Genomic DNA, 24,017 nt, shown 5'->3' with positions numbered 1-24,017 from the left:
ACAAGCATGTTCGTTCCCGACCCGCAGGCCGCTCACGCGGCCGGCGCGCACCGTCGCGCGTCCACCGGCCCGATTCATCCGAAACCGTTCGACGCCGGCGCGCAGGGGCCGCTCGCGGGCGTGCGCGTCGTCGACCTGTCGCGCCTGATGGCCGGCAACATGCTGAGCGTGCAGCTCGCCGATTTCGGCGCGGACGTCGTGAAGGTCGAGAGCGAGCGCGGCGATACGCTGCGCGCGGTCGGCGCGGGCGGGATCAGCACGAACTGGAAGGTATACGGGCGCAACAAGCGCAGCGTGTGCGTCGACCTGCGCGCGCCCGAGGGCATCGACATCGTCCGCCGGCTGGTGCGCGACGCGGACGTGTTCGTCGAAAGCTTCAAGCCCGGCGTCGCCGAGAAGATGGGGCTCGGCCCGGACGACCTGCTCGCGATCCGCCCCGAGCTGGTGATCGCGCGGATCTCCGGCTGGGGGCAGACCGGGCCGTATCGCCACAAGCCGGGCTTCGGCACGCTCGCGGAAGGATATGCGGGGTTCGCGGCGATCAACGGCTTCGCCGATCGCGAGCCGGTGCTGCCGCCGATGTTCCTCGGCGACATGACGGCCGGGCTGTCCGGCGCGATCGCCGTGCTGGTCGCGCTGCATGCGCGCGACGCGCACGGCGCGGCGGGGCAGGTGATCGACGTGTCGCTGTTCGAGCCGCTGCTGTCGATCCTCGGCCCGGCCGCCGCGAACTACGTGATGACCGGCAAGATCAAGGAACGCACCGGCAGCCGCTCGTCGAACACCGCGCCGCGCAACGCGTATCGGACCCGCGACGGCAAGTGGCTGTGCCTGTCGAGTTCGACGCAGGCGATGGCCGAGCGGCTGTTCCGCGCGATCGGCCGCGCGGAGCTGATCGACGATCCGCGCTACGCGACCAACGTGCAGCGCGTGCAGCACGCGGAAGCGCTCGATGCGATCGTCGGCGAATTCATCGCCGCGCGCGATCTCGATGCCAATCTCGCGTTCTTCGAAGAAGCGGGCGTGACGGTCGGGCCGATCCAGGATATCGCGCAGATCGTTCAGGATCGCTATGTGATCGAGCGCGAGGCGCTCGTCGAGCTGCCGGACGACGACGTCGGCAGCCTGCCGATGCACAACATCACGCCGCGCCTGTCGGCCACGCCCGGCACGTTCCGCCGGCCCGCGCCCGCGCTCGGCGAGAACAATCGCGAGATCCTGCTGCCGCTGCTCGGCGAACGCGAATACGAGCGGCTCGCGGGGCTGGGCGTGATCCGCACGCGGTAGGCGCGACGTGCGACGCGGCCGCGAAGGACGGCCGCCGCACCCTGGACATTGCATGGAGGAGACAACCATGAAGCCACGCTGGACCCATCGGCCGCCCGGCTCGAACTGGGGGGATTTCGGCCCGGACGATCAGAAAGGGCGCCTGAACTGGCTGACCGCCGACGCGGTGCTGCGCGGCGTCGCGGAAGTGCGCGAAGGCCGCGTGTTTTCGCTGAGCCTGCCGCTCGACGTGCCGCGCGGCGGCGGGTTGAACGCGCGGCGCCGGCCGCCGGCGATCATGCCGGCGCTGCTCGGCGACAAGCCGTACTTCGGTTATCGGGCGGATGAACAGGTTGCGAACGCAACCGATGTGGTCTGCGACGATTCGTTCTGCATGCACTCGCAGTTCTCGACGCAGTGGGATGCGCTGTCGCACGTCGGCTCGTTGTTCGATCCGGCGGGCGACGGCGAGCGGGCCCGCATGTTCTACAACGGCTACCGGATGGACGAGCACATCCGGGTGCCCGAAGCGGGGGCGCCGCGTGGCGGCGCGCGCGCGCTCGGCATCGAGGTGATGGCGCAGACGGGCGTGCAGGGGCGCGGCGTGCTCGTCGACCTGCGGCGCCACTTCGGCGACGAGCGGCGCAAGATCGGCTACGCGGAGTGGATGGCGGTGCTGCGCGCGGACGACGTGATCGTCGAGCGCGGCGACATCGTGTGCGTGCATACGGGCTTCGCCGATCGCCTGCTCGACGCCGACGCGCGCGGCGAACCCGCCGCGCCGGACGTGTGCTGCGTGCTCGACGGCGACGACCCGCGCCTGCTCGAATGGATCGACGCGTCGGGGCTCGCCGCGCTCGCGGCGGACAACCACGCGGTCGAGGAGCGACCGCGCGATGCGCGGGCGCGCGAGCGGCCCGGCGCGCTGATGCCGCTGCACGAGCTGTGCCTGTTCAAGCTCGGCATTCACCTCGGCGAGCTGTGGCACCTGACGCCGCTCGCCGACTGGCTGCACGCGCACTGGCGCAGCCGCTTCCTGCTGACCGCGCCGCCGCTGCACCTGCGCGGGCTCGTCGGGTCGCCGGTCAATCCGGTCGCCACCGTATGAACGCCGGCGCCGCGCGCATGCCGCGCCGGCGCCGGGTCTGCCGCTTCGCCGCTTCGCGCAGGCCGCGCGGGCGGATCATCGAGGAATCGCCATGTCCCATTCCCATGCGGCGTCGATCGCCGCCCGCATCGACCGCCTGCCCGCGACGGCCAGCATCTGGACGCTCGTGCTGTTCCTGAGCGTCGGCGGGTTTTTCGAGGTCTACGACCTGTTCCAGATGACCTACCTGCCGCCCGGGTTGATCCGCGACGGCATCTTTCACGCGGGCTCGCACGGCGTGCTCGGCATGTCGGACCAGGGCGCGCTCGGTGCGGCGACGTTCGCCGGGCTGTTCGTCGGCGAGATGTTCGTGTCGCGTCTCGCGGACCGCTTCGGGCGGCGCGCGTTGTTCACCGGCGCGCTGCTGCTCTACACGGCGGCGAGCCTGGCGATGTGCGTGCAGACGCATGCGCTCGGCATCCTCGTGTGCCGTTTCATCGCGGGCTGCGGCATCGGCGCGGAGCTGATCACGATCGGCGCGTTCCTGACCGAGCTGGTGCCGAAGGCGGTGCGCGGCCGCGCGTTCGCGCTGTGCTTCGCGGTCGGCTATCTCGCGATGCCCGTGCTGGCGCTGGTGTCGTGGTTATGGGTGCCGCACGATCCGCTCGGCATGTCCGGATGGCGCTGGGTCGTGCTGCTCGGCGGCAGCGGCGCGGTTTTCGTCTGGTGGCTGCAGTCGCGGTTGCCGGAGTCGCCGCGCTGGCTCGCCCACACGGGGCGCGAGGCCGAGGCCGAAGCCGTGCTGCGGCGGCTCGAGCAGGCCGTCGAGCGGGAATCCGGCCGGCCGCTGCCCGCAGTCCCGGCGCCGGTCGCAGCGGCCACGGCCGTGCAGCGCGCGCCGTCGATGTGGGATGCGCGGCATCGCGGCCGCACGACGATGCTGATCGCATTCAATGCATTCCTGAGCATCGGTTTCTTCGGCTTCAGCCAGTGGCTGCCGACGCTGCTCGCCGCGCAGGGCGCGAGCGTCACGAAGAGCCTCTGGTATGCGTTCGTGATCGCGTTCGCGTATCCGGTGTCGCCGTTCGTCGCCGGCCTGCTTGCCGACCGGATCGAGCGCAAATGGCTGATCGTCGCGTCGGCGTTCGGCGTCGCGCTGTTCGGCACCGCGTTCGCGATGTCGGCGCAGGCGCCGTTCGTGATCGCGTTCGGCTTGCTCGTCACGCTGTCCAACACGGTGCTCGCGAGCAACGGCACCGCGTACCAGTCGGAAGTGTTTCCGACCGAGATCCGCGGGCGCGCGCTCGGCTTCGTGCATTCGATCGGCCGCCTGACGGGGATCGCGAGCAGTTTCATCGTCGCGCTGCTGCTCGAACGCGCGGGGGTGTCGGCCGTGTTCGTGCTGATCGGCGGCAGCATGCTGATCGTGATGGTGTCGATCGGCGTGTTCGGGCCGCGCACCAACAACCGGGCGCTGGACGAGATCGCGGACGGCGCCGAGCACGCGGCGGCGTTGCGCGGGCTCGCCGAAGCGCCGACCGGGCGTGTCGATGGGCGGCGAAAATTGGGCTAGCATCCTGATTCATCGCGGCAACCGGGCACCTCGCCCATCGACCATCGCCATGAAACCCGTTGCCGTCGTATTGCACGGCCCGACCAGTGCAGGGAAGAGCAGCCTGGCCAGGGCGCTCCAGCAAGGGTCGGACGTGCCGACGTTTCACGTCTCGCTCGACGCGTTCGTCGAGATGTCGCGCCGGCGTGACATGCGATCGGACGAGGAGCTGAATCAGGCGCTGAGACTCCACCAGCTCAACCTGCAGTCGACACTCGCACGGATCGCGGCCAGCCATTTCGAGATCGTGCTGGATCTCGTGCTCCGGGATCCGGCCGCGCTCGACGCATGCATTGCCGCGCTGTCGCCGCGTCAGACCTTCGTCATCGGCGTGACGTGCCCGCTGGATATTCTCGAACAGCGCGAACGCGCGAGGCCGGATCGCGGCGAGGGCATGGCCCGCTCCCAGTTCGGGCATCCGGCTTATTCGCGGCCTTACGCGCTGCGCATCGACACGTCGACATGCACGCCGGAAGAGGGTGCGCGCCGCATCCGTGCCCACGTCGACGCGCTGCGCGAGTGATCGTCGTCGCGCTTGATCCTGACAGGCTGCGTTCTCCCTTAAACTCGCCGGCACCGAATGTCATCGGCCACGCGGATGATGTCGTTCGCACGCGACAAATCGCATTGTGCCGACAAGCGGGAAATTCGCGATGAAACCGATTCCGAAGCGTTCATGCCGATAACCGGTTTTGCATGTTTCGAACGAATTGAAAGCGAATTTCAAGCGGATTCACGCGCCGACAGGCCGTGCGAAGCGGTCCCAGCGGGTAAACGCCAGGTTATAGGCCCGTCGTGTCCAGACAGGGGATTCATGGATTGAATGCGCGCCAATTCAAAATATAAATTTCGGAAAGACTTTGGCACGGGATATGCTTCGCAGTTCTTATCCGAATGAATCATGCGCCGGCTATTCGTCGGAAAAATCAGGCTGGAGCATGAACCGCCCGGATCTGACAAGCCGATTGTTTAGAGGATGAACAGTTTGTGAATTCGGCGCGGCAGTGCGAAGCTGCCCGCGGAACAGCGTCGTACACGGATTGAGTTGGGTGACTTGAAACGCAGGCCGTAACTCCTAGCGACGGCCACTACTGACAGTTCAGGATATGACATTACTGATTGGGGTCCCTCTGGAGACGGCCAACGAGGAACGGCGCGTAGCGACGGTTCCCGACGTGGTCGAAAAGCTGATCAAGCTCGGGTTCTCGGTGGCCGTGCAAAGCGGTGCCGGCACCGGCGCGAACTTCAGCGACGACGACTACCGCACGGCCGGGGCCGAAGTCGTGGCGACGGCCGCCGATCTGTGGGGCCGCAGCGATATCGTCCTCAAGGTGCGCCCGCCGAGCAGCGAGGAAATCGCGCTGTTGCGTGAAGGCAGCACGCTGGTCGGCTTCGTCTGGCCGGCGCAGAACCCCGAACTGATGCAGCAGCTGGCCGCGAAGCGGGCCACGGTGCTGGCGATCGATTCCCTGCCGCGCACGCTGTCGCGCGCGCAGAAGATGGATGCGCTCACGTCGATGGCCGGCGTGAGCGGCTACCGCGCCGTCATCGAGGCGGCCCATGCGTTCGGCCGTTACTTCAACGGGCAGATCACGGCCGCGGGCAAGGTGCCGCCGGCCAAGGTGTTCGTCGCCGGCGCGGGCGTCGCCGGCCTCGCGGCCATCGGCACGGCCGCCGGCCTCGGCGCGATCGTGCGCGCCAACGACACGCGCGCGGAAGTGGCCGACCAGGTCAAGTCGCTCGGCGGCGAATTCGTCAAGGTCGACTACGAGGAAGAGGGCTCGGGCGGCGGCGGTTACGCGAAGGTGATGAGCGAAGGCTTCCAGCAGGCGCAGCGCGCGATGTACGCGCAGCAGGCCAAGGATGCGGACATCATCATCACCACCGCGCTGATTCCGGGCAAGCCGGCACCGAAGCTCATCACGGCCGAGATGGTGCAGTCGATGAAGCCGGGCAGCGTGATCGTCGACATGGCCGGCGAGCAGGGCGGCAACTGCGAGCTGACGGTGCCGGGCGAGGCCGTGGTCCGCCATGGCGTGACGATCGTCGGCTACACGGATCTCGCGTCGCGCCTGGCGCGACAGTCGTCGACGCTGTATGCGACCAACCTGCTGCGCGTGATCGAGGAGCTGTGCAAGGCGAAGGACGGCACGATCAACGTCGACTTCAATGACGACGCGATCCGCGGCCTCACGGTCATCAAGGAAGGCAGCGTGACCTGGCCGCCGCCGCCGATCCAGCAGCCGGTCGCGGCACCGAAACCCGCCACGCCGCCAGTCGCGGCAGCCGCGTCCAAGGGCCACGGGCACGGCAGCGGCGAGCCGATGTCGGCGAAGTCGCTCGCGATCGTGTTCGCCGTCGGCGCACTGGCGTTCCTGCTGGTCGGCCAGTTCGCGCCGGCCACGTTCCTGGCGCACTTCACGGTGTTCGTGCTGGCCTGCTTCGTCGGCTACATGGTGATCTGGAACGTCACGCCGTCGCTGCATACGCCGCTGATGAGCGTCACCAACGCGATCTCGTCGATCATCGCGATCGGCGCGCTGGTGCAGGTCGCGCCGCCGCTGGGCGAGGCCGCGGCCGGCGACCGGCCGTCGGGGCTGATCCTCGGCCTGGCGGTGGGTGCGCTGACGCTCACGGCCGTCAACATGTTCGGCGGCTTCGCGGTGACGCGCCGCATGCTGGCGATGTTCCGCAAGTAAGGAGACGACAACAATGACTTCCAACCTGACTACCGTCTCCTATATCGGCGCGGCCATCCTCTTCATCCTCAGCCTCGGCGGGCTGGCGAACCCCGAGACCGCGCGCCGCGGCAACCTGCTCGGCATGATCGGCATGCTGATCGCCGTGCTTGCCACCGTACTCGGCCCGCGCGTGTCGGCCGAAGGCATTCCGTATGTCGTGGCCGCGCTGGTCGTCGGCGGCGCCGTCGGCCTCGTCGCCGCGAAGAAGGTGCAGATGACGCAGATGCCCGAGCTGGTTGCGCTGATGCACAGTCTGGTCGGTCTCGCGGCCTGCCTGGTGGGCTTCGCCAGCTACATCGATACGTCGGTGCAGTTCAGCGGCGCGGAGAAGGCCATCCACGAAGTGGAGATCTACGTCGGCATCCTGATCGGCGCGGTGACCTTCGCGGGCTCGGTCATCGCGTTCGGCAAGCTCTCCGGCAAGATCGGCGGCAAGCCGCTGCTGCTGCCGGCACGGCACTGGCTCAACCTCGCCGCGCTGCTGATCGTGATCTATTACGGTCGTGCGTTCCTGCATGCGGAGACGATCCAGGACGGCATGACGCCGCTCATCGTGATGACGGTGGTGTCGCTGCTGTTCGGCGTGCACATGGTGATGGCGATCGGCGGCGCGGACATGCCCGTCGTGGTGTCGATGCTCAACAGCTACTCGGGCTGGGCGGCGGCGGCCACCGGCTTCATGCTCGGCAACGACCTGCTGATCGTGATCGGCGCGCTGGTGGGCTCGTCGGGTGCGATCCTGTCGTACATCATGTGCCGCGCGATGAACCGCAACTTCATCAGCGTGATCGCGGGCGGCTTCGGCACCGGCAGCGGTGCGCCCGCGGCGGCAGGCGCCGGCGCGCAGCCGGTCGGCGAAGTGGTGGCGGTGAGCGCGCTGGAGACGGCGGAGCTGCTGCGCGATGCCAAGAGCGTGATCATCGTGCCCGGCTACGGGATGGCGGTGGCGCAAGCCCAGCACACGGTGCATGAACTCACGAAGGTGCTGCGCGAGAAGGGCGTCGACGTGCGCTTCGCGATCCATCCGGTGGCCGGCCGCATGCCGGGGCACATGAACGTGCTGCTCGCCGAGGCGAAGGTGCCTTACGACATCGTGATGGAGATGGACGAGATCAACGGCGATTTCCCGGAAGCCGACGTGTCGATGGTGATCGGCGCGAACGACATCGTGAACCCGGCCGCGCAGGAAGATCCGGCCAGCCCGATCGCCGGCATGCCGGTGCTCGAGGTGTGGAAGGCCAAGACGTCGATCGTGATGAAGCGCAGCATGGCGTCAGGTTATGCGGGCGTCGACAATCCGCTGTTCTACAAGGACAACAACCGGATGCTGTTCGGCGATGCCAAGAAGATGCTGGACGAGGTTTTCGGGGCGTTAAAGGCCTGACGGTAGGGGCGCATGGGCGTGTGCGTGTTCGGGTCTAGCGCTCAGCCGGCCGTGGAGTCAAACGGCGGCTTGATCGGGGCCCGGCACGCCCGACATGCGCATCGGGAAGATCACGGAAGTGCGAGACGGGATCGGATGTTTCGCACTTCCGGGAAAAGAGCGCGATTGATCGTCGGTGCGCGGATCGACGAACCATGCGAATGATGCCGTTGGAGCGGGCGGCGGCTCCATCATCGGCGTGACGATTGCCGGAGCCTGGCCGGCCGCCGGAATGATGCTGGTCGACCGCTGTCCCGTGTGAACGTGCTATCGCACTTATCCGCACGAATCAGGCACCAGATCCTCGCCAGCCGCCGATACCGCAGCTTGCCGCAAACGGTACCGGCGCCTCTCCTCTCCGTTCCGCATGTCACGCAGCCGCGCCGGTGGTTCCCACACGACTGCGCGTGACGATGTCGCCTATCCAGCCGCTCCCAGTTCCGCGAAACCGGTGATCCTTGCGTCGCATGCACGCGCCAGCGCCAGGTCGTGACTCGAAAAAAAGACGGCACGGTCCGCGGCCAACGTCCTGAACAAGTCGACGAGCACCGCACGCGACGCGGCGTCGAGCCCGTTGCCCGGTTCGTCGGCGATCACGACGGTGGGCGCGCCGAGTGTCGTCGCCGTCAGGAACAGTTTCTTGCGCGTGCCGAGCGACATCTGCTCGAAGCGCTTGTCCATATGCGGGGCGAGCCCGAATCGATCGGCCAGTTCGAGGGTGCGGGTGTCGACGACGGTTTTCTTGGCCGCGGCCACGAGATCGAGAAACGCGCGTCCGGTCTGGAACGGATACGTCAGGCAATCGTCGGGTACATAGGCCAGCGCGGATTTCGCCGCGAGCGGCGCGGTGCGCAGGGAATGGCCGCCGAGCCAGACTTCGCCTTCGTCCGCGTCGATCGTGCCGGCGAGAATGCCGAGCAACGTCGATTTGCCGCTGCCGTTTTCGTCGCACAGCGCCACGCACCCGGCGCCGGATGCGAAGTTGAGCCCTTGGAAGATGACGCGCTTGTCGAAGCGCTTGCCGAGATTGTCGAAGCGGAGCATGGATCGGGTAATCAAACGAAAACTTGCCAGGCCAGCGTGACCCAGACTACGGTCAGCGCGATGCCCAGCAACACGGATTGTCGGGACGCGTAGCGTTGCGGCAGATAGTGTAATGCGACGAGCGGTGCGCCCGAGCACACGAGCGCCGCCGCCATCTGCGATGACAGCACGCCGTGCGTCACCAGCAACAGCGGGGCGACGGCGGCGAACGGCAGCGCCAGCGCGGCAACGGTCAGACAGTCGGCTCGGCGCTTCGCGAAGGTCGACAGCGGCAACGATTGCATGAAGTGCGATGCATACAGGTGCGCCGCCTGCAAATCGCGATACGTCGTCGCCGCGATCAGCGCGATGACGGCCTGCGCGATCAGCGTCAGCGGAACGGCGCGGTGGTCGAACCCCCAGAGCGCAAGCAGGAAGCATGTCGAAGCGGTGACCGCACCCATCATCAGGCAGTGCCCGGCGGTGCTCGCGGCGCGATCCCGCAGGATGCCGATCTGCAGCCTCGCGATGGGCGGCAGCCCGTTCCGGACACGGACGCGGATCGCATCCGCGATGCGACGCGAGAACGCCCCCGGCATTTCCGAACGGGCGGCCCGCGCAGGGGCCGTATGCGCAATCGTGAAAGCGGCGAGCAACAATGCCACGGTCAGCCACGCGGGACGTAACGCTCCCTCGGCGTGAAAGCCGCCGATCAGGAAGACATTCGCAACGATCAACGCGATTGCATTGCGCAGGTTGCGCGACAGCGCGGTCAATTGCCATCCGAGCGTGATCAGGAACAGGTCGAGAACGAACAGGTAGTTGATCGCCTTTTGCGGCAGGAAGGCGAGCGCGATGGCGGCGGCGAGCACGGGCAGCAGCAGCGGCGTACTCGCGACGATCACGACGATCGTGTCGATGGCGCGACGGCGGCCGCTGGAGACGGGCAAGGACGCGAGGAAGGTGGCGAACGGCCCCCCGGTGATGGCACGACGCTGCGCCAGCACCCACAGGATGCCCACGGCTTCGAGCAGGTGCACCCACGCGAACCGCCATTCGATGCCATGCGACGGTGCCAGCGCCGCGAGTACCGGCGCACCCAGAATGCGCGTCTGCGAAAACACCGGCATCGCCGGCAGCAACAGCATGGCCAGCAGGAGCAGCGCCTGCCAATGCCTGCGCAGCAGGTTTGACGTCGCGAGCGCGTACCACCTCAGTCGGCAAGACAACATCGCTTCCAGCTCCCTTTCACCGTGCAAACGAACCCGGCATCCTGCCACGGTGGTCGTCGCCGCACAACCATCCCCGCCTTTGGCGGCCGGGGCGAGACGCACGAGATCACCGTGCCGCATGAGAAACCGATGCTGCGAATCGCCGCGTCGGCGGGCGGGGCACGGTGGCACGAGGCATCCGTGAGCGTAGCGGATTCATGCGCACGACGCCGACGCGAATCGTTCGGCAGATGCGGGACAGGTGCGCGGCAAGTCGAGACACGCGCGTCATACGGCTCGGGTATGCTGGACGAATGCCGGGCGGATGAACGGGCAGGACCGCAACACGGCACGCCACACCACACGCGATCGCATCGCAACCACCGGCCGCACCGGGCCGATTTCAACTCAGGAACAGGGATTCGACATGGCGGAACTGGACAACGAGCTGTATGAGCGCATCGGCGCGCTGAGCGACGCGGGCGATGCGTTGATGGAAGACGGCGACTACGAAGGCGCACTGGAGAAATTCCGGGCGGGATTCGACCTGCTTCCCGAACCGAAGACCAACTGGGAGGCCGGAACGTGGTTGATGGCCGCGATCGGCGACGCGAATTTCCTTCAAGCGGACTACGCGGCCGGGTGCGAGAATCTCGGCCAGGCGATGCACTTCCCCAACGCGATCGGCAACCCGTTCCTGCACCTGCGGCTCGGCCAGTGCCAGTTCGAACTGGGCAATCTCGACCGCGCGGCCGACGAACTGATGCGCGCATACATGGCGGGCGGGCCGGAGCTGTTCGAGGACGAGGATGCCAGGTACTTGCGATTCCTTGCCACGCGTGCGGAAGGCATCGAGACGCCCTGACGCGCGCCGTGGGGGCCGGCTGGCATTGCGTGCAGGCTTTGGCGGCCGCGCCGCGATGCCGGGCGTTTTCTCCACGTGTGCACGACCTGTCCATGAACCTGACCTTTCCCCTCGCCACGCGGTCCGATGCCGAAACGCTGGTCGCCATTCGCATCGCCGCGATGCGCGACAGCCTCGAGCGCATCGGCCGCTTCGATCCGCGGCGTGCGCGCGAACGCTTTCTCGCGTCGTTCGACCCGGCGTTATGCCGCTTCATCGAAGCCGATGGCGTGAACGCGGGTTTCTTCGTGGTTCGGCCGCAGGAAGACCACTGGTTGCTCGACCATCTGTACATCGTGCCCGCGCACCAGGGAAAGGGCATCGGCGCGGCCGTGCTGCAACGGATCTTTGCCGAGGCGGACGCGCAGCGCGTGCCCGTGCGTGTCGGCGCGCTGCGCGGCAGCGATTCGAACCGTTTCTATGCGCGGCACGGCTTCGTGCAGGCCGACGAAGCGGAGTGGGACATCTACTACGTGCGCGAACCGGGTTCGGCGACGGCGTAGATCGCACATGCCCGCGCGTCGTGACGACGCATGCGGGGTGTGATTCGGGTAAGCGCATCAGCGTTTTCCCGGATATCGAATGCGCGGCGCATGCCGATGATGCAGAGAGAATATAACTACATGATCCGAGGCCAATCATGACGACATCTGCAACAAACGGACCGAATGCGGTATCGCCTGAAACGACCGGGGCGGCAGCGACATCCGACGACGCGGATGGCGTGCCGTCGATCCTGCTGGTCGACGACGAGCCGAGCGTGCTGTCGGCGCTCCGGCGCGTGTTCCGGCCCGCCGGCTACGAGATCCTGACCGCGGAAAGCGGCGAGGCCGCCCTCGAGGTGCTGGCGTCGACCGAAGTCGACCTGATCGTGTCCGACATGCGGATGCCGGGCATGAGCGGCGCGGAGTTCCTGGCCCGTGCCCGGGCGCTCTACCCGGACACGATGCGCATCCTGCTGACCGGTTATGCGGAGATCGCGTCGGTCATGCAGGCCGTCAACGAAGGCGGCGTCTATCGTTACCTGAACAAGCCGTGGGACGATCACGACCTGCTGCTGACCATCGAACAGGCGCTCGAGCAGCGCCGTTTGCGGCACGAGGCGGCGCGGCTCGCCGCGCTGACGGAAGCGCAGAACGAAGCGCTGCGCCGTTTCAACACGGAACTCGAAACGCAGGTTCGCGCGCGCACCGAGGAACTCGGGCAGACCGTGATGTTCCTCGAAGCCGCGCAGCGCGACCTGAAAAGCAGCTTCACCGCGATGGTCCAGGTGTGCGCGAGCATGATCGAGATGCGCTGCGGGTCGGCCAGCGGTCACGCGATGCGGGTCGGCGAGATTGCGCGACGGCTCGCGCTGGCCTCCGGGATGAGCGAGCTGCATGCGCAGGACGTCTACTTCGCGGGGCTGCTGCATGGCATCGGCAAGCTGTCGCTGCCGGACGAATTGCTGCACAAGCCGCTCACGCGGATGACGGCGGAAGAGCACGGCCTGTTCCAGCAGCATCCGCTGCGCGCGCAGATGGTGCTGACGCCGGTCGCGCAATTGCACAAGGTCGCGTCGATCGTGCTGCACCAGTACGAGCGCTTCAACGGGCGCGGCACGCCGGACGGGCTGGCCGGCGACTCGATCCCGCCCGGCTCGCGGATCGTCGCGATCGCACGCGATTTCGAGGGGCTGCGCAATGGCGACATCGGTGCGCCGCATTCGGTCGAGCAGGCGCTCGACGCAATGCGTTCGCAGGCCGGCGTGCGTTACGACCCGCGCATCGTCGAAAACCTGGCCGAACTGATGCGGGACCCGGCGAGCCTCGGCATCGCGGCGTCCGTCGCGGAGATCAAGTCTGCGCAGCTGCGTGAAGGGATGCAGCTCGCCGACGATCTGCGCACGCATCGCGGCGTGCTGCTGATGACCAAGGGCAGCGTGATGTCCGCACACCAGATCGAGCTCGTGCGCCGCTTCGAGACACGCGAGGGGACGGCGTTCGACATCCTCGTGCTGGCCGGCCAGGCGGCGAAGCCGGTGCAGGGCGTGCCGAATGCCGGCGCGGCGCCTGCCTGAGCCCGGACGCGCGGCCTGACGGCCGCGGTGCGCACGCGCGCCGCGGCAACGCACTCACCTCGATTCGGGCGCTCGATCATGCACGGCACCTACAATCTTCCGCTCGTCCTGCTGTCGGTCGCGATCGCGACGCTGGCCTCCTATACGACACTCGACCTCGCCGCCTTCATTTCGCTGCTCGACAACCCGAAGCTCAGGCGCATGTGGCTGGGCGGCGGCGCGGCGGCGATGGGGACGGGCATCTGGTCGATGCATTTCGTCGGCATGCTAGCGTTTTCACTGCCGATTCCGCTCGGCTACGCGTTGCCGGATACGGGCGCGTCGCTGGCGATTGCCGTGCTCGTGTCGTACTTCGCGCTGTATGTCGTCACGCGCGCGCGGCTGGGCTGGCGGCGGCTGCTCGCGGGGGGCGTGCTGATGGGCGGCGGGATCGCCGGCATGCATTACGCGGGGATGGCCGCGATGCGCATGGCGCCCGGCATTCGTTACGATGCCGTGCTGTTCGCCGCGTCGATCGGCATCGCGGTGATCGCGTCGACCGCCGCGTTGTGGATCGCGCAGGCGCTGCGCGCGCGGCAGGCGCGCCATGCGACCGCCCAGCGCGTCGGCGCGGCCGTCGTCATGGGCGTCGCGATTACCGGCATGCACTACACGGCGATGGCGGCCGCGCATTTCGCGCCGGACGCGCGATGCGCGGCCGCGAACGGAGTCGACACGCCGTGGCTCGCGACGACCGTCGCGCTGTTTACGACGGGAACCCTGGTCGTCACGCTGTTGCTCAGCCGATTCGATGCGCGCACAACCTTCCTGCGCGGGATGACCGATACGCTCGAGCGGCTCGTGCGCTTGCGCACCGTCGAACTGGAACGCGCGCTGCACCGCTACGAACAGACGACGGCGATGCTGCAACGGACCCGCGAGAACATGGCGACCGAGATCGACGAGCGCAAGGCCGCGCAGGCGCGGCTCGAACAGGAGAAGGAGGAGCAGCGGCGCCTGTTGCATGCGCTCGAGGAAACCCACGTGCAGCTGCTGCAGTCGGAAAAGCTCGCGTCGATCGGTCAGCTCGCGGCCGGTGTCGCGCACGAGATCAACAATCCGATCGGGTTCGTCAGCGCGAACCTCAATACGTTGAAGACGTGGGTGCGCAGCCTGCTCGACGTGATCGCCGCGCATGAAGCCGCGCTGCCGCAGCTCGATCCGGCCGCGCGCGATGCGCTGACGGCACTGGGCCGCGCGGCGGACCTCGACTACGTGCGCGGCGAGATCGCGACGCTGATCGACGAGTCGATCGACGGCGCGCTGCGCGTGCGGCGCATCGTGCAGGACCTGCGCGATTTCTCGCGCCCGGCCAGCGACGAGTGGAGCGTGGTCGATCTTCGTGCAGGGCTGGAAAGCACGCTCAACGTCGTCCACAACGAACTCAAGTACAAGGCCGAGATCGTGCGCGACTACGGCGACGTGCCGCAGGTCGAATGCCTGCCGTCGCAGTTGAACCAGGTATTCATGAACCTGCTGGTGAACGCGGCGCAAGCGATTCCCGAGCGCGGCGTGATCACGATCCGCACGTCGAGCGACGGCGAGCAGGTGTCGATCGCGATCAGCGACACCGGCACGGGCATGACGCCCGATGTCGTCCGGCGGATCTTCGATCCGTTCTTCACGACGAAGCCGGTCGGGCAGGGCACGGGGCTCGGCTTGTCGGTGTCGCACGGGATCGTCGAGCGCCATCGCGGCACCATCGACGTGACGAGCGAACCCGGGCGCGGCACGACGTTCTGCGTTCGGCTGCCGATCCGGCGGGCCGGCGGAAACACGAACGAAAGCGTGAGCGAAAGCGCGAACGAGACTGCGGCCGTGGCGGAGGTTAGCGCCGGTCCAGCAGCGTATCGCTCAGGACACTGAACGCCGCGCCCGGCAGCTCGTGCAGATGCTCCACCACGCTGCTGACCGGATAGAACGCTTCGACCGAATCGTCGAGAATCCCGACGCCGATCAGTTCGACGCGCCGCTCGCGCAACGCATCGACGCGTGCGCGCAGGTCGGTGCGCAGGATCGCCGGGTTGCCGTCGCCGGTTGCCGGATAACCGTCCGACAGCACCATCAGGATCCGCCGCCGCGCACGCTGCGCCAGCAGCCGTTCGGCGGCCCAGCTCAACGCCTCGCCGTCGGGATTCTCGTGGCCGCATTCGATGCACGCGAGGCCGCTCGGGTTGTCGGAATCGAACCGCTTGTAGACGCGCAGGTCGAGCCGTTCGACGAAGCGGTTATAGCCGAACGTGTCGCGGCCGGCGTCGATCCAGCGCTGGTAGTGCGCGCGCATCGCGGCGTCTTCGACGGAGCTGTAGCCGAGCGCTTCGCACGCGAAGCCGAGCTGCATCAGCGCATCGCACAGCGCCGCCGCGCACAGCCGGGCGAGCTCGATCTTCCTGCCGGCCATCGACCCGCTGCAATCGATCAGCAGGCCGACGGCCGCGTCGCGTCCGGGCGCGGCGCGCCGGACACGGAACGGCGTGCGGTAGCCGGGCGACGTGACGAGGCGGGCGAGCGCCATCCGGTCGAGTTCGCCGCGCTCCTGTTCGCGCTTCCAGCGCGTCTGTTCGTCCACTTTCAACGCGCGTTCGAGTCGCAGCTTGAGCGGCTCGGTCTGCGCGCGGGCCGCGCTTCGCAGGCGGTGCCAGCGCGCCGCGTCGCCGTTGCCGGTGAAGTCCGTCACCGTGTCGAATGCGGTGGTCAGCGGGACCGACAGCAGCGGCCGATGGTCCGCGGACAGGCGGATCGTGCCGGGTGCCGCATCGCCCGGTGTCGGTGATGCCGTGGACGATTCCGTGTCGGCGATCGCGCCGGCGCCCGATTCGGCCGAAACCGGCGCACGTGCATCGTCCGCCGAGCCCGGTCCGTCCGATTCGAATTCGGCGGCGACGCTGTCGCTGTCGACCGTGCTGCCCGGATCGGCCGTGAACATCATGTTGTTCGCACCGGCCGAGGCCAGCGCGCGGACGCGCTCGACGATCCGGTGCGCGGCGCGGATGCTGTCGGCCGTCGAAGTCGCGGCGCGTGCTTCGTCGACGAGATCGTCCGACGCGGCGAGCGTCGCGTCGAGCGACGGGATGCGCTCGATCGTAGATGGCGGTTCGTCCCACAGCGCGCGCTCGATGCGCCATACGAGCCTGTCGCGCCACGCCATCCGTGGCCATCGTCGAAGCGTGTCGGCGGCCGACGCCACCCGCATTTGCCGCAGGAACGTCATCGCGCCGGGATAGCGCGCAACGAGGCGGCCGGCCGCGCGCCGGTCGTCGATCGCCTGCGCAATCGCGCGCACCGCGGGCGACGCCAGCGCGGCAACGGCATCGATCGCGCCGAAGCGGACACGCGCCGCATAGAGATCGACGAGGCCGACGATCGCGTCGTCGTCGACGTCGCCCGCGAGCAGCGTGTCGGGCAGCACCAGCAGGTCGCGCCGCGCGAGCGGGCCGTGGCGCGCGAACCGTACCTCGATGCCGTGTCGTTGCGCGAGCGTGCGGGCCAGCCGGGTCAGGTGGAGCGCGCGCGCATCGTCGTCCCGGTCCATCGCGTCAGGCCCCGACGTCGATGTAGTGGCGAATGATGCTGCGGATCAGGTCGGCGTCTTCCGCGCCGACCTTCGCATAGATCGTCGGGCCGGCGGCCGCTTCGGGATCGCCGGTGCGCAGCATCAGGTCGGCCCAGTCGATCAGGCGCCGTGTCGAGAACGCGCTGGCCAGATCCTCGCGGACGAACGCGGCGCGGCAGTCCGCCGCGATCGCCGCGAGCGTGCCGGCCATCGCCTCGGTCATGGCCGCGCCGAACGTGCGCTGCAGCACGCGCGCCTCGTCGGACGGCGGCAGGTAGTCGAGGCGGTACACGCGCCAGCGGTCGAGAAACGCCTCGTTCATCACGTTGGCGCCCTGGTACAGGTGGCGGAACTGCCCCATCGCGCCCGCCGCGTTGGCGGTCGCGAACAGCCGGAACGACGGATGCGGGACGACGATCTCGTTGCCTTTCTCCTTCAGCAACAGGCGTCCGGCCGGTTCGAGCACGGCGGTGAGCACCGCGAGGATGGCCGGTTCCGCGAAGTCGATCTCGTCGACGATGAGCCACAGCCCTTCGCGCATCGCGGTCGGCAGCACGCCGTCGACCCAGCGGGTCTCGCCGCCCTTGACGGTCCAGAACCCGACGAAGTCGCCGACCGTCGTCTGCCCGTTCATGTTCGAGCGCAGCACGCCGTGGCCGGCCAGCGCGGCGGCCTGCTCGATCAGGCTCGTCTTGCCGGTGCCGGTGTGGCCGATCAACAGGATGCGGCGGTTCTCGACGATGTCTTCCAGCACGTCCGTCGCGCGCGCGGTGAACAGGTAGGCGGGGTTCCGGGGCGGCACGAGCGGCCCGCCCGGGCCGCGCGGCATCGGCACGCCGCCCACCTGCACGACGTGCGCCGCATCGCCGGTGGCCGCCGGTCGCGATGCGTGCGCGTGTCGGAGGTCCTGCATGAACCGGTCGCGATGCGCGGTGGCCGCATGGTCGCCCGTTTCGCGCCGGACGAAACCTTCCTGGATCCACTTGTGCAGCTTCGCATCGAGGTTGTCCGCGTCGACGACCGTATCGACCGACGTGCTGCCGTCGGGACGATGATGCTGGATGCGGTACATGTGCGCGCGTTCGGAGCGGCTGACGATCCATTGCCCGGCGGACGGGTCCGCCAGTTGCCGATAGACGCCGAGTACCGACGGGGCGGAGGGAGTGGGGTCAGCGGGTGCGTTCATGGTGGCGAGTGAGAGTGGGCGGCCGGCGCTTCATGCCTTCGATGCATCGCGACGATTGTATATTTTTGCCGCGAAGGGCGACATGCGCGCGGGAATCGTTTCGTTTCGATGCGGCGCGTCGGCCTGCCGTCATCACGTGACGGCCAGGTGTAATGCGCCGCAGCATGATCTCTCGGCACCCTCGCGACGGAATCGAACCGCTTTTACTGTGCCGATCCATCTGCAATGCCGCGACGCGTTGCAGTCCGTCGGCAACCTCCATGCGCGTCATCGTCGCTCGACACCTCGCCTGACGCCGACCTCCGGGGCGTGCGACGAAGCCAACCCGTCACGTTGGATCGTGGGCCGTCACGCCTTGATCAACGGGGTGGAATTTCAGTACCGTAGCAGGCTTGATCGCCAGGCTCCCATCGTGCCTCCCCGGGTAGCCCGGCGTGACATCCAACCATGCGCCGGTCGTCGATGCCGGCGAAGGAGTGTTGAACGTGACGGTGACAGGAACGAACGAGCGGGTGATCCGACGTGCCAGCGCGCTGGATGCGCCGGCCGTGCTGGAGATCTTCGATGAAGTGATTGCGTGGTTCGTCGACATCGGCAACGACGGGCAATGGGGGCGCGAGCCCTGGTCGACGCAACCGAAGCGGATTGCGCTCGTGACGGAAGCCTGTGCGCTGCCCGACGCGTGGGTGGCGGAATCGCCCGACGGCCGCATCCTGGGCGCCTTGATCCTGGGCGAATCGATGCCCTACGTGCCGCCCGCGATCGAGCCGGAAATCTACGTGAGAGTGCTGGTTGCGTCGCGCGATGCGCGGGCGCGTGGTGTCGGCCGGCGGCTCATGGCCTTTGCGGATGAGCGCGCCCGGGCTGCCGGGGTGCAGCGCTTGCGGGTGGATTGTTATGGGGGCGGGACCGGCGCGCTGGTGCGCTTCTACGAGTCCTGCGGGTATGAGCGGCTGTCGACCTTCGACGTCGACGGGTGGCCGGGGCAGTTGTTGGGGCGCAATCTGTGACGGTGCGGGTCAGCCGCTTCGCATGCGACGCATCAGCCGACGCTCGATGCGCCGCCCGTGAAAAGGCTGCGGTACCGGTCGGCAGTGTAGCTTTGCCGAATCCGCCTCGTTATATTCGCCCGTTTCCGCGCGGCGTGATGTGGACGGGTGGCCGATTCCGATTTGCCGCCCCCGGTTTCCAGTGTGATGACGGTTTGAACGCGCGTGCCGGTCAGCCGGAAACGGCCGGTGGTGCGACAGACGCCCGGTGGGCCGACGAGCCGGGATGCGCGGGCGTCTCGCGCACATCGTGCGTAACCGGCAGCGCAACCCGCACATAAAGAAACGCCCGCCGCTCGCGATCGGGCAACACCTGCGGCCCGTAGCTGATCGTGACCGTGCCGTCGCGGATCTCGCCCGCCTGCGCGAAACGCCATGCGCCGGGGTCGCTGTCGAGCAGGAATTCGGCGCGCGCATACGCGAGCGGTTCGAACCGCTCGGGAATCGCGACCGGGCGCCCGTCGAGCTTGTCGAGCAACGCTTCGGCCACGTCGAAGCCGTAGCCGTCGCGCACGATGTCGCAGATGAAGCTGCCGGCGATGCGCGGATTCAGTTCGATCACGTGCGGCACGCCGTCGTGCACGATGCAGTCGAGGTGCACCGGCCCCCATGTCAGCCCGGCGGCCGCCGTTGCGCGCGTACCGACGTCGATCAGCGCGCGCAGCGTCGGCGTGTCGAGATCGAGTTCGGACGTATAGCCGCGTTCGAGAAAGCCGGCGCCATGCCGCTTCAGCTTGCGCATCGCGCCGACATAGCGCCCGTCGAAATACTCGACGCAGTATTCGCTGCCGCCCAGGAATTCCTCGATCACGATGCGCTCGGTCGCAAGCGCCTGTGTATCGGCTCGAGCGGCGGCTCGAGCGGCGGCGAGCGCGTCGAGTTGAGCGCGCACGTCGGCGATGTCCTCGCAGCGCCGCACGCCGTCGCTCGCCGAGCCTTCCGACGGCTTGACGACGACCGGGAAACGCAGCGGAGCGGCCGCGGCTGCGAGTGCCGCCGGCGCGGCCAGCGTGCCCGTGACGAATTGCGCGGCCGGGATGCCGTGCGCGGCGAGCAGTGCCTTCTGGTTCGACTTCGACACCGCGTGCGCGACGTGGCGCGCATCGGGGCCGGGCAGGCCGAGCGCGTAGGCGACCGATGCGGCGGTGCGCGCATAGGTGTCGTGCGCGGTCGTCACGCGCAGCGTGTCGATCTCGTCCGGATAACGCGCGCGCAGCCAGCCGGCGAGCAGTGCGGCATCGGGTTCGAGATGGATCGTCTCGACGCCGTCCGGAAAGACGCCGTCCAGACTGTGACCGGGCGCGGTGATGACGGTCACGGCCGCCTGGCGGGCGAGCGCGCCGCGCACGAGCGCGAGGCTGCTGCCGGTGGCGCGTGCGCCGATCACGATGAGTCGCTTCATGCTGGATCCTTGATCGGTGAAGAAGGGGGCATTGCGTGCCGGTCAACGTGCGCGCCGGCGCAGGCGCTGTGCCTCGAGGCGCGGCAGCAGATGCTGGACGACGCGCGGGAGCGTGTAGATCGGCAACTGCGCGCACGTGAACACGAGCGCCATGGTGGGCGTCGCGGCGAGCCCGAGCGCGGCCCACATCAGGCCGACGTTGCGATTGGCGACGATCAGCGCGACATTGAGCCGTGTGCGGACGTCGCCGGGCGTGAGCCCGTACGCGATGATCTGGAAGCCCGCGTTGACGGCGAACGCGAGTGCGATCGCGGTCAACGCGCGGTGCGGCGCGTCGATGATCGATTGCTGCATGCCGGCCATCGTGCCGAGCGCGAACACCAGCAGCGCGGCGACGACGGTCGCATCGATCGGCGTCGCATAGCGGTCGAGCCGGGACCCCGCGAACCGCCGCACGAGCAGCGCAACGCCCTCGGCGCTGCCGATCAGCAGCGCGAGCCGCAACGCGAGATTCAACGGCGAGATCGACACGGCCGCATCGTGGCTGAACCAGGCCGTTAGCAGCGGCGCGGTGAGCGGGACGAACACCATCGACGCGAGGGTCGCGACGAGCGCGACGCTGGCGTCGAGCGACAGCATCCGCGCGATCGTCGACGTGCCGCTCGACGGCGGCGCGCAGTACGCGATCACGAGCGCGACCACCCAGTCGTACGGCATGCCGGCGAGCCGCGCGGCGATGCCGAGCGCGACAGGGCACGCGATCATCGTCGCGGCGGGCAGCAGCAATGACACGGCCGGCCGCCGCGCGACCGCGCGCACGGCGCTCGGCTCGACGCGCAGCAGCGTGCCGAGCACGAACAGGAACACGGTGACAGGCATCAGCGGCCGCGCGAGGTCCGCGAGCGGCGGCACCAGCAGCCCGAGGCCGACGCCGCCCGCGAGCACCGTCGGGCCGCGCCGCACCAGCGCGGCAATCAGCGTGCGCACGGGGGCGCCTCGGGCCGGTGGTGAACGGCGGCGAAGCCGGGGCAGGCGGCGGATGGCATGCGGTTTCCTCGAAAGGGGGCGGGCCGGTACGGGATATCCGTCAGGCTATTCCCGATTATTGGCGAAGTAAAATGATATAAACTGCATCGGTAACAAGAGATAGTGATATGAACATTCCTCTGCTCGAAACCTTCCGGGCCGTCGTTCAGGAAGGCAGCGCGCTGCGCGCGGCCGAACGGCTCGGCTGCACGCAGTCGAACGTCACCGCGCGCCTGCGCCAGCTCGAGGAGTCGCTCGACGCGCCGCTGTTCGACCGGCACGGCAAGCGGCTGGTGCTGAACGACGCGGGGCGCCGGCTGATTCCGTATTGCGACCGCATCCTGCGCCTCGTCGACGAAGCGACGCAGGTGGTGCGCGAGACGCCGGTCGCGCGCAGCTTCCGGCTCGGTTCGATGGAAAGCACGGCGGCCACGCGGCTGCCGGCGCTCGCCGCCGCGTTGAAGGCGCACGATCCGGCGCTCGGCCTCACGGTGCAGATCGGCAGCGAGCCGGATCTGGCCGACGCGCTGCTGCGCGGCCGGATCGACGCCGCACTGACCGCGCGCGCGGTCGTCCGGCCCGGGTTGCGCTACGAGCCGGCGTTCGCCGAAGAGATGGTGCTGGTGAGCGCGGCCAGCGTCACGCGGCGGCAGGTGCTGGCCGACAACACGGTGCGGCTGCTCGCGTTTCACGACGGCTGTCCGTATCGCGCGGTCGCGGAGCACTGGCTGAAGGCGCGCGGCATCGCGATCGGGTCGGTGGCGTCGTTCGGCACGTTCGGCGCGATCCTCGGCTGCGTGGCAGCCGGCATGGGCGTCGCGATCCTGCCGAAGCGGATCACGACCGAGCACGTGGCGCGCAAGGAGCTGCGGACGCACGCGTTCGACGATCTCGACAACGTGACGACCTATCTCGTCACGCCCGAAGAAGCGCCCGCGCTGCCCGAGCTCGACGCATTGCGCGCGGTGCTCGGCCGGCAGGCGGGCGCGCTGCTCGCGCGTTAGCGGAGTACAACGCAAGCGCACCGCACCGCATGCGCGGCGCCGATCGCACCACGCGGAGACACTAGGCCGACTCGACCGCCCGTTCGTCCGCGAAGAAATCGGCCTCGATCTCGCGGATGCGCCGGCAATCCTCGAGCAGGCGCTCGAACGTCGGGCTGTAGAGGCCGACCGTGCCGAGCGCCGTCTGCAGGTCGGTCGTCACGCGCAGCGTGTCGCCCACCTTGGCCCATTGCTTGAGCCCGACGAACGACGGCAGCGCCTGGATCGCCTGCCAGGTGAAGTCCTGCCGGAGCACGCCGTTGCGCGACGACAGCAGCAGCACGTGCCCGCAGTAACCGCGGAAATCCGTCGGCGCGGCGGCTTCGCCGAACAGCCGCTCCGGATGCAGCACGGCCTCGACGGCGGCCGATACATGGTTCTCGCCGCTGACCGCGCTCGTCAGCCGCGGATCGAGGCTGCCGTGCAGCCGCGCGTTCAGCTCGACGATCGTCGGGCCGTCGGCCGTATCGAACAGTTCGAGATGGGTCGGCCCGAAGCGGACTTCCAGCGCGTCGAGCACGTCGGCCGCGTAGTCGAGCAGCGGCGCGTAACGCGGGTCGGCGTGATTCAGTACCAGCATCTTGTCGAGCCGTGGTGCATGCGTGCGGTCGCGGTGCACTTCCCACAGGCTGACCACCCGATGGCGGCCTTCGAAGGACACCGAATCGACGATGTATTCCTGCCCCTCCGAATAACTCTGGATCACGATGTCGTCGTTCGGCTGGTTGTAGAGCGAACGGGTGGCGAGCACGTCGCGTGCGGCGGCCTCGACCTGGTCGAGTGTCCGGCAGATCTTCACGCCGGCCACGCCCGCGCTGCGGGCCGGCTTCACCACGAGCGGCAGCCTGCCGTGCGCGCGCGCCCAATCGAGCGTGGCGTCGACCGACGTGCTGTGGAAGTGGGCCGGTGCGCGCAGGCCGGCCTGGCGGATGCGCTCGTTCATCGCGTACTTGTCGCGGCGCGCGGCCGAGGTCGCGAGCGGATTGCGGTACGGCACGTCGAGCCGCTCGGCCAGCGTGTCGGCCAGTTCGAGCGCCGCGTCGAGGCCGTGCAGCACCGCGCCGATCCGCAGGTCGGCCAGCTGCGCGAGCGTTGCGTCGAGGTCGCCGCGATGCTGGACCTGGCGGATGTAGTCGGACGGGACGAACTGGTTCCGGTAGATCTCCGGCAGATCGGGGTCGCTGATCACGTGCGCGCAACGGATGCCGTAGGCGCGAAACGCGGGCGCCAGATAGGCGGCTGTCGACGCGCCGTCGACGATCAGGACGGTATCGATGAAACGATGCGGCATGGATTCCTCGCTGGGCTGTGGGATCGGTTGAAGGAGGCGGCCGGTGCGGGATCAGGCCCGCGTGCCGGGTTCGGGCGCATCGCCGGGCCAGCGTGCGGCCAG

19 protein-coding genes are annotated in these 24,017 nt (G+C 68.5%); 12 read left to right on the top strand and 7 right to left on the bottom strand.

Annotated elements, in window-relative coordinates:
* The first annotated feature begins 6 nt into the window (after positions 1–6).
* From ABY44_RS21145 to pntB, 6 genes are all read left to right on the top strand, one after another.
* Positions 7–1,287: a CaiB/BaiF CoA transferase family protein gene (locus ABY44_RS21145; RefSeq protein ID WP_059699422.1), complete on the top strand. Its 1,281-nt coding sequence runs from the start codon at positions 7–9 to the stop codon at positions 1,285–1,287.
* A 67-nt stretch (positions 1,288–1,354) separates the two neighbouring features.
* Complete coding sequence (locus ABY44_RS21140; RefSeq protein ID WP_060174410.1) at positions 1,355–2,374, top strand: cyclase family protein; 1,020 nt, start codon at positions 1,355–1,357, stop codon at positions 2,372–2,374.
* 91 nt (positions 2,375–2,465) lie between these two features.
* Positions 2,466–3,926, top strand: coding sequence for an MFS transporter (locus tag ABY44_RS21135; protein WP_063809893.1), 1,461 nt, complete (start codon positions 2,466–2,468; stop codon positions 3,924–3,926).
* Positions 3,904–4,488, top strand: a complete 585-nt coding sequence (locus ABY44_RS21130; protein ID WP_081066317.1) for a chloramphenicol phosphotransferase CPT family protein — start codon at positions 3,904–3,906, stop codon at positions 4,486–4,488. Before ABY44_RS21135 ends, ABY44_RS21130 begins: the two co-directional genes overlap by 23 nt.
* A 583-nt stretch (positions 4,489–5,071) precedes the next feature.
* Positions 5,072–6,664 carry a Re/Si-specific NAD(P)(+) transhydrogenase subunit alpha gene (locus ABY44_RS21125; protein WP_060174409.1) on the top strand — a complete coding sequence of 531 codons (1,593 nt, stop codon included), beginning with the start codon at positions 5,072–5,074 and terminating at the stop codon, positions 6,662–6,664.
* 13 nt (positions 6,665–6,677) lie between these two features.
* Positions 6,678–8,090: a Re/Si-specific NAD(P)(+) transhydrogenase subunit beta gene (gene pntB / locus ABY44_RS21120; RefSeq protein ID WP_060174408.1), complete on the top strand. Its 1,413-nt coding sequence runs from the start codon at positions 6,678–6,680 to the stop codon at positions 8,088–8,090.
* Positions 8,091–8,549: 459 nt separating this feature from the next.
* Here the strand turns inward: pntB and ABY44_RS21115 are convergent, their stop codons facing one another.
* Both ABY44_RS21115 and ABY44_RS21110 read right to left on the bottom strand, forming a co-directional pair.
* Complete coding sequence (locus tag ABY44_RS21115) at positions 8,550–9,173, bottom strand: ABC transporter ATP-binding protein (protein ID WP_060174407.1); 624 nt, start codon at positions 9,171–9,173, stop codon at positions 8,550–8,552.
* A gap of 11 nt (positions 9,174–9,184) precedes the next feature.
* The gene (locus ABY44_RS21110; RefSeq protein ID WP_155638001.1) at positions 9,185–10,504 is read right to left on the bottom strand and encodes a hypothetical protein; all 1,320 of its coding nucleotides are present in this window, start codon (positions 10,502–10,504) and stop codon (positions 9,185–9,187) included.
* A 184-nt stretch (positions 10,505–10,688) separates the two neighbouring features.
* Here ABY44_RS21110 and ABY44_RS21105 point away from each other — a divergent pair, with 184 nt between their 5' ends.
* The 4 genes from ABY44_RS21105 to ABY44_RS21090 all read left to right on the top strand — a co-directional run bounded on the left by ABY44_RS21105 (position 10,689) and on the right by ABY44_RS21090 (position 15,231).
* Positions 10,689–11,228 carry a tetratricopeptide repeat protein gene (locus tag ABY44_RS21105; protein ID WP_230949280.1) on the top strand — a complete coding sequence of 180 codons (540 nt, stop codon included), beginning with the start codon at positions 10,689–10,691 and terminating at the stop codon, positions 11,226–11,228.
* Between the two features lie 92 nt (positions 11,229–11,320).
* Positions 11,321–11,770, top strand: coding sequence for a GNAT family N-acetyltransferase (locus tag ABY44_RS21100; RefSeq protein ID WP_060174405.1), 450 nt, complete (start codon positions 11,321–11,323; stop codon positions 11,768–11,770).
* A gap of 137 nt (positions 11,771–11,907) precedes the next feature.
* A complete protein-coding gene (locus tag ABY44_RS21095) occupies positions 11,908–13,326 on the top strand; it encodes an HD domain-containing phosphohydrolase (protein WP_060174404.1) in 1,419 nt (472 codons plus the stop codon).
* Between the two features lie 78 nt (positions 13,327–13,404).
* A complete protein-coding gene (locus ABY44_RS21090) occupies positions 13,405–15,231 on the top strand; it encodes a histidine kinase (RefSeq protein WP_060174403.1) in 1,827 nt (608 codons plus the stop codon).
* On the opposite strand, the gene ABY44_RS21085 is transcribed toward ABY44_RS21090, so the two are convergent.
* Together ABY44_RS21085 and ABY44_RS21080 are read right to left on the bottom strand one after the other, a co-directional pair.
* On the bottom strand, positions 15,194–16,897 hold the full coding sequence (locus ABY44_RS21085; RefSeq protein WP_060174402.1) for a cobaltochelatase CobT-related protein: 1,704 nt from the start codon (positions 16,895–16,897) through the stop codon (positions 15,194–15,196). The genes ABY44_RS21090 and ABY44_RS21085 overlap by 38 nt on opposite strands.
* A gap of 4 nt (positions 16,898–16,901) precedes the next feature.
* The gene (locus tag ABY44_RS21080; protein WP_060174401.1) at positions 16,902–18,104 is read right to left on the bottom strand and encodes an ATP-binding protein; all 1,203 of its coding nucleotides are present in this window, start codon (positions 18,102–18,104) and stop codon (positions 16,902–16,904) included.
* Between the two features lie 434 nt (positions 18,105–18,538).
* Between ABY44_RS21080 and ABY44_RS21075 the strand changes: the two genes are divergently transcribed.
* Positions 18,539–19,114 carry a GNAT family N-acetyltransferase gene (locus tag ABY44_RS21075; protein WP_230948778.1) on the top strand — a complete coding sequence of 192 codons (576 nt, stop codon included), beginning with the start codon at positions 18,539–18,541 and terminating at the stop codon, positions 19,112–19,114.
* A gap of 211 nt (positions 19,115–19,325) precedes the next feature.
* Here ABY44_RS21075 and ABY44_RS21070 read toward each other — a convergent pair whose 3' ends face one another.
* Together ABY44_RS21070 and ABY44_RS21065 are read right to left on the bottom strand one after the other, a co-directional pair.
* Positions 19,326–20,555, bottom strand: a complete 1,230-nt coding sequence (locus tag ABY44_RS21070) for an ATP-grasp domain-containing protein (protein ID WP_431641808.1) — start codon at positions 20,553–20,555, stop codon at positions 19,326–19,328.
* Between the two features lie 42 nt (positions 20,556–20,597).
* A complete protein-coding gene (locus ABY44_RS21065) occupies positions 20,598–21,542 on the bottom strand; it encodes a hypothetical protein (protein WP_059855770.1) in 945 nt (314 codons plus the stop codon).
* A 167-nt stretch (positions 21,543–21,709) separates the two neighbouring features.
* On the opposite strand from ABY44_RS21065, the gene ABY44_RS21060 reads away from it, so the two are divergent.
* Positions 21,710–22,585 (top strand): LysR family transcriptional regulator, encoded by an 876-nt coding sequence (locus tag ABY44_RS21060; protein ID WP_060174400.1) that lies wholly within the window; start codon positions 21,710–21,712, stop codon positions 22,583–22,585.
* 61 nt (positions 22,586–22,646) lie between these two features.
* On the opposite strand, the gene ABY44_RS21055 is transcribed toward ABY44_RS21060, so the two are convergent.
* Complete coding sequence (locus tag ABY44_RS21055; protein ID WP_060174399.1) at positions 22,647–23,915, bottom strand: ATP-grasp domain-containing protein; 1,269 nt, start codon at positions 23,913–23,915, stop codon at positions 22,647–22,649.
* Positions 23,916–24,017: the final 102 nt, after the last annotated feature.

Origin of the sequence: Burkholderia sp. ZZQ-2 (genome assembly GCF_050768715.1) — a bacterium.
GTDB lineage: Bacteria > Pseudomonadota > Gammaproteobacteria > Burkholderiales > Burkholderiaceae > Burkholderia > Burkholderia cepacia.
Note: the sequence above shows the minus strand (reverse complement) of the source record. Positions and strands in the feature narration are given on the sequence as shown.

Bases quoted from the DNA above. Each gene is read 5' to 3' on its own strand.
- ABY44_RS21145 (WP_059699422.1), top strand. From the start codon at position 7: ATGTTCGTTCCCGACCCGCAGGCCGCTCACGCGGCCGGCGCGCACCGT.
- ABY44_RS21140 (WP_060174410.1), top strand. From the start codon at position 1,355: ATGAAGCCACGCTGGACCCATCGGCCGCCCGGCTCGAACTGGGGGGAT.
- ABY44_RS21135 (WP_063809893.1), top strand. From the start codon at position 2,466: ATGTCCCATTCCCATGCGGCGTCGATCGCCGCCCGCATCGACCGCCTG.
- ABY44_RS21130 (WP_081066317.1), top strand. From the start codon at position 3,904: ATGGGCGGCGAAAATTGGGCTAGCATCCTGATTCATCGCGGCAACCGG.
- ABY44_RS21125 (WP_060174409.1), top strand. From the start codon at position 5,072: ATGACATTACTGATTGGGGTCCCTCTGGAGACGGCCAACGAGGAACGG.
- pntB (WP_060174408.1), top strand. From the start codon at position 6,678: ATGACTTCCAACCTGACTACCGTCTCCTATATCGGCGCGGCCATCCTC.
- ABY44_RS21115 (WP_060174407.1), bottom strand. From the start codon at position 9,173: ATGCTCCGCTTCGACAATCTCGGCAAGCGCTTCGACAAGCGCGTCATC.
- ABY44_RS21110 (WP_155638001.1), bottom strand. From the start codon at position 10,504: ATGCGGCACGGTGATCTCGTGCGTCTCGCCCCGGCCGCCAAAGGCGGG.
- ABY44_RS21105 (WP_230949280.1), top strand. From the start codon at position 10,689: ATGAACGGGCAGGACCGCAACACGGCACGCCACACCACACGCGATCGC.
- ABY44_RS21100 (WP_060174405.1), top strand. From the start codon at position 11,321: ATGAACCTGACCTTTCCCCTCGCCACGCGGTCCGATGCCGAAACGCTG.
- ABY44_RS21095 (WP_060174404.1), top strand. From the start codon at position 11,908: ATGACGACATCTGCAACAAACGGACCGAATGCGGTATCGCCTGAAACG.
- ABY44_RS21090 (WP_060174403.1), top strand. From the start codon at position 13,405: ATGCACGGCACCTACAATCTTCCGCTCGTCCTGCTGTCGGTCGCGATC.
- ABY44_RS21085 (WP_060174402.1), bottom strand. From the start codon at position 16,897: ATGGACCGGGACGACGATGCGCGCGCGCTCCACCTGACCCGGCTGGCC.
- ABY44_RS21080 (WP_060174401.1), bottom strand. From the start codon at position 18,104: ATGAACGCACCCGCTGACCCCACTCCCTCCGCCCCGTCGGTACTCGGC.
- ABY44_RS21070 (WP_431641808.1), bottom strand. From the start codon at position 20,555: ATGAAGCGACTCATCGTGATCGGCGCACGCGCCACCGGCAGCAGCCTC.
- ABY44_RS21060 (WP_060174400.1), top strand. From the start codon at position 21,710: ATGAACATTCCTCTGCTCGAAACCTTCCGGGCCGTCGTTCAGGAAGGC.
- ABY44_RS21055 (WP_060174399.1), bottom strand. From the start codon at position 23,915: ATGCCGCATCGTTTCATCGATACCGTCCTGATCGTCGACGGCGCGTCG.